We start from the raw sequence: 3,767 nt of genomic DNA, 5'->3' as shown, positions 1-3,767 counted from the left end.
GTCAGTGCCTGCATAGAGAAAACAGACTACCCGCTCCCGGAAGAGTTGTTGTCAACATCCTCCCGGTGAACGGTTACCCGTGAGCTGCAGGAGATGCTGGCTGAACGCGGAGTGAATGTCGATCACTCCACGATTTACCGCTGGGTTCAGCGTTATGCGCCTGAAATGGAAAAACGGCTGCGCTGGTACTGGCGTAACCCTTCCGATCTTTGCCCGTGGCACATGGATGAAACCTACGTGAAGGTCAATGGCCGCTGGGCGTATCTGTACCGGGCCGTCGACAGCCGGGGCCGCACTGTCGATTTTTATCTCTCCTCCCGTCGTAACAGCAAAGCTGCATACCGGTTTCTGGGTAAAATCCTCAACAACGTGAAGAAGTGGCAGATCCCGCGATTCATCAACACGGATAAAGCGCCCGCCTATGGTCGCGCGCTTGCTCTGCTCAAACGCGAAGGCCGGTGCCCGTCTGACGTTGAACACCGACAGATTAAGTACCGGAACAACGTGATTGAATGCGATCATGGCAAACTGAAACGGATAATCGGCGCCACGCTGGGATTTAAATCCATGAAGACGGCTTACGCCACCATCAAAGGTATTGAGGTGATGCGTGCACTACGCAAAGGCCAGGCCTCAGCATTTTATTATGGTGATCCCCTGGGCGAAATGCGGCTGGTAAGCAGAGTTTTTGAAATGTAAGGCCTTTGAATAAGACAAAAGGCTGCCTCATCGCTAACTTTGCAACAGTGCCACTGCGTGAAGCTTGACCAGGCCTACGGCCTGACGTCCTCGGTTGCCGTTGCAGGTATCAAGTCCAGCTATACCAAAACGGTGTCCGGAAACATCAAAGAGTGCCCATATACAATATCAATGATGGGTAAAAAAGTTTATCAGTAAGGCGAGGGTTCCATCTGCCCTGAACAGGCCGAGCGGCTTAACGATGGTTAAGCCGGGGAAATCTGGTTCGATTACCTCGATATTCCAGTTCTGGCTGGCGTATGCTGTGGAGCGGAACGTCGGCGTGAACGGCATTTATGCGCTTCGCACATCCCTGCGGGTTCCGGTCAGTTATACCCGCCCTAAAGGACGGGTTTTGTGGCGTACTGGATTACAGGAGACCGTCATGTCCGGTTCCGTGGGAGCGCAACGAAAGAGTTCCATTGCTCGACCCGATAATCCCAAATAGCTGGAGAAGAAAATGGCCCGGATTGACGGCTGATAACCGATTACCCTTACTCGAAGGTACCCTTCACGCAGGCTTTACCGTCAACCACCATCTGTTTGCCGTGAGCATAAACCTGCTCAATACATAATTCTGGTGTCATAACCAGCAGATCGGCATCCTTTCCAGGAGCAATTTCACCTTTAGTGGAAAGGTTAAGAAAGCCTGCCACACTGGTCGTCAGCGGACGCAATGCATCGGTCAGGGTAAACCCGTAATCGTTGACTAATGACTGCACGGTTTCAAGTAAGCTCTCGAAGCCCGCCACACCAATCCCTGTCAGTTTTCCGGCATCATCAAACAACGGCTGGCTACCATTACCATCCGAGCTGACCGTTATCCGGGCAAGCGGGATACCGGCTTTCAGTGCCCGGGCGACAGCTTCAGCCGGTGCGACAGGATCGGGGATGCCGCTGGTGATGTCGATGGTGCCGCCTTTGAGCGCAAAAGCCAGTGCTTCTTCGAACAGCGCCTCATTGCGGTTAACGTGGGTGGGAAGCAGCTTGCTCATCGGTACATCGCTATTTTCCAGAATGTCATACAGCGGTTTAAGCCCCTTTTTGCTGTCGCCCATATGGAACACGCTGACACCCGGTTTGCTGCCCAGCAGGCCACCCACGCGGGATTCCGCTGCCATGTTTGCCAGTTGATAATCGCCAGGCGCGGCAGAACGGTGGTCTGAAACTGCACATTTAACGCCGATGACGCGATCGATCAGCGCCACATCTTTTTCTACCGAACCGGTGATTGTCGGTGAAGGTACATGGTAAGCGCCGGTTAACATCCAGGCGGTGATCCCTTCTTCATTCAGCGCCCGTGTTTTCGCCAGAAGCGATTCCGGGTGACGGGTCACGGAGTCGGTGCCGAGCAAACCAATGACGGTCGTGACCCCGGCTTCGGTCAGTCTGCTCAGTCTGACTTCTGGCGTACGGGTAGTGGGACCCGCTTCACCACCGCCGCCAATCAGGTGAACATGCTGATCGATAAAGCCAGGACACAGAATCAGTCCTCTGAGATTGATAACCTTACAATCTGGCACGATGTGAGGAGAGATATCGCGTGCCACAGCAATAATCTTGCCGTTGGCGAGAAGCACGTCTCTGATTCCCTGGTCTTCCGGGGTGTAAAGGTGTGCACCTTGCATCAACGTAAACTCTGCGAAGGATAAATCAGGCATGAGAATTCCCTTTTAAACAATGCTCTGCATAACCCAGATCGACAGCAGTGCGTTGATGGCACACACGGCGATGATATGGGGATAATATTTGGCGTTAACTTCGGCGGTACCGAGGCAGCGACCCACGTTCTGCACAGGGTTACCCATCAGGTATATCGCCGGAAGCAGCACCGTGACGTCGTGACCATTTAAGGCTCCCGCCGTGAGCAGACTGGCAGAAACGCCTACCGCGCCGCCCATGCTCATTAGCGACGCTAAAAGCACGGTGGCTGCTTCACCAGGAAGTCCCCACAGAGCCATAACGGGCTGGCAAATGTGCCCAACCCAGTCAAGTAAACCGGTAATTTTCAGCGCCTGAATAATGACGAATGCCATGACCACGTTCGGCAGCAGGTTAGTGGTGGCAATCGTAAAGCCGCGGCGGGCACCATCGATGAACATGTCCATGACATTTTTGCGTACCTGAGTGGTCATGCTTGTGCTCCTTGCGTTGGGTTACGGCGTTCTTCAAAATTGATCCAGATACGTAGCAGGTTGGCACCGACAAATTTAAACACCAGGATGACAGCCAGGGGGACGATAACGGACGTTCCCAGAAACGCGAAGACAGCGACACCAGAGGAAAAATAGTTGGTAATAATTGCGCTGCCGCTGGTCTGGTACGCTGCAAAAATGACTTTATCGCGCTCAGTGATTTCGCCATCCTGCGCCAGTTCTTTCGTCATCCCCGCGGCCGCATCGGTGTTTTGTAAGTTAGCGATGAGCGCCAGTGAGCAGATGCCCGGAATACCCAGCAGGGGTTTCAGGATGGGCGTCATCAGCTGTTGCGCCGCACGCAGTCCGCCAAGACCGTCGGTGATAGAAATAATGCCCAGTGACAAAATGACAGAGGGAGCGAGTTCCAGCGCGAAAAGAAAACCATCTTTTGCGCCCGTACCGCCCGCGCCCCGGAAGGTTACGGTCGTTTGTTCAGCGCCATTCGCGATCTGGCCAAACGAACCGTTCAGCACGGTAAAATCAAATACACGCCACCAACCTTCCGTTCCGGAAAATACGCCGGAAAAGAAAATGATGGTCAGAAAAAAAGCCAGGTATCCCTTAAGTCCGACTTTTTCTGTTGCAGGCGGCAGCGCCGCCTGTTCCCTTTGTTGCGCCATAGCGAACCCCGTTATTTTTTTGATGATGTTGTTTGTTGCGGCAGGCCAGAAGAGGCCTGAACTCAATGACTTTAACAGTAATATGGGTATGGGGAAAATGCAAGAATGTAGACTGGCCCCCTGAATCTCCAGACAGGTAACTGTTCACCCAGATGGCATTGACAGGAAAAAGTGAGACGATCATCCCTTGATCCACTGTTGCCCCTTGCCT

General features: G+C 53.3%; 4 protein-coding genes and 1 pseudogene. 1 reads left to right on the top strand and 4 read right to left on the bottom strand.

Annotated elements, in window-relative coordinates; all coding sequences use genetic code 11:
- Nucleotides 1–78 precede the first annotated feature (78 nt).
- Nucleotides 79–699, top strand: a pseudogene (locus OKC30_RS20150) (IS6-like element IS26 family transposase); the annotation flags it as partial.
- 533 nt (nucleotides 700–1,232) lie between these two features.
- Here the strand turns inward: OKC30_RS20150 and iadA are convergent.
- From iadA to OKC30_RS20130, 4 genes are all read right to left on the bottom strand, one after another.
- Nucleotides 1,233–2,399 carry a beta-aspartyl-peptidase gene (gene iadA, locus OKC30_RS20145; protein ID WP_041205590.1) on the bottom strand — a complete coding sequence of 389 codons (1,167 nt, stop codon included), beginning with the start codon at nucleotides 2,397–2,399 and terminating at the stop codon, nucleotides 1,233–1,235.
- Nucleotides 2,400–2,411: 12 nt separating this feature from the next.
- A complete protein-coding gene (locus OKC30_RS20140) occupies nucleotides 2,412–2,873 on the bottom strand; it encodes a YjiG family protein (RefSeq protein WP_005326786.1) in 462 nt (153 codons plus the stop codon).
- Nucleotides 2,870–3,556 carry a nucleoside recognition domain-containing protein gene (locus OKC30_RS20135; protein ID WP_041205587.1) on the bottom strand — a complete coding sequence of 229 codons (687 nt, stop codon included), beginning with the start codon at nucleotides 3,554–3,556 and terminating at the stop codon, nucleotides 2,870–2,872. The genes OKC30_RS20140 and OKC30_RS20135 overlap by 4 nt, the downstream gene beginning before the upstream one ends.
- Nucleotides 3,498–3,767, bottom strand: a 270-nt coding sequence (locus tag OKC30_RS20130) for a hypothetical protein (RefSeq protein ID WP_270805406.1), incomplete at its 5' end; no start/stop codon positions are given. The genes OKC30_RS20130 and OKC30_RS20135, both read right to left, overlap by 59 nt.

The organism is Aeromonas sp. QDB18 (assembly GCF_027705325.1).
Taxonomy (GTDB): Bacteria; Pseudomonadota; Gammaproteobacteria; order Enterobacterales; family Aeromonadaceae; genus Aeromonas; species Aeromonas caviae.
The sequence above is the reverse complement of the archived record's forward strand: the minus strand, read 5'-3'. Positions and strand labels throughout refer to the sequence as shown.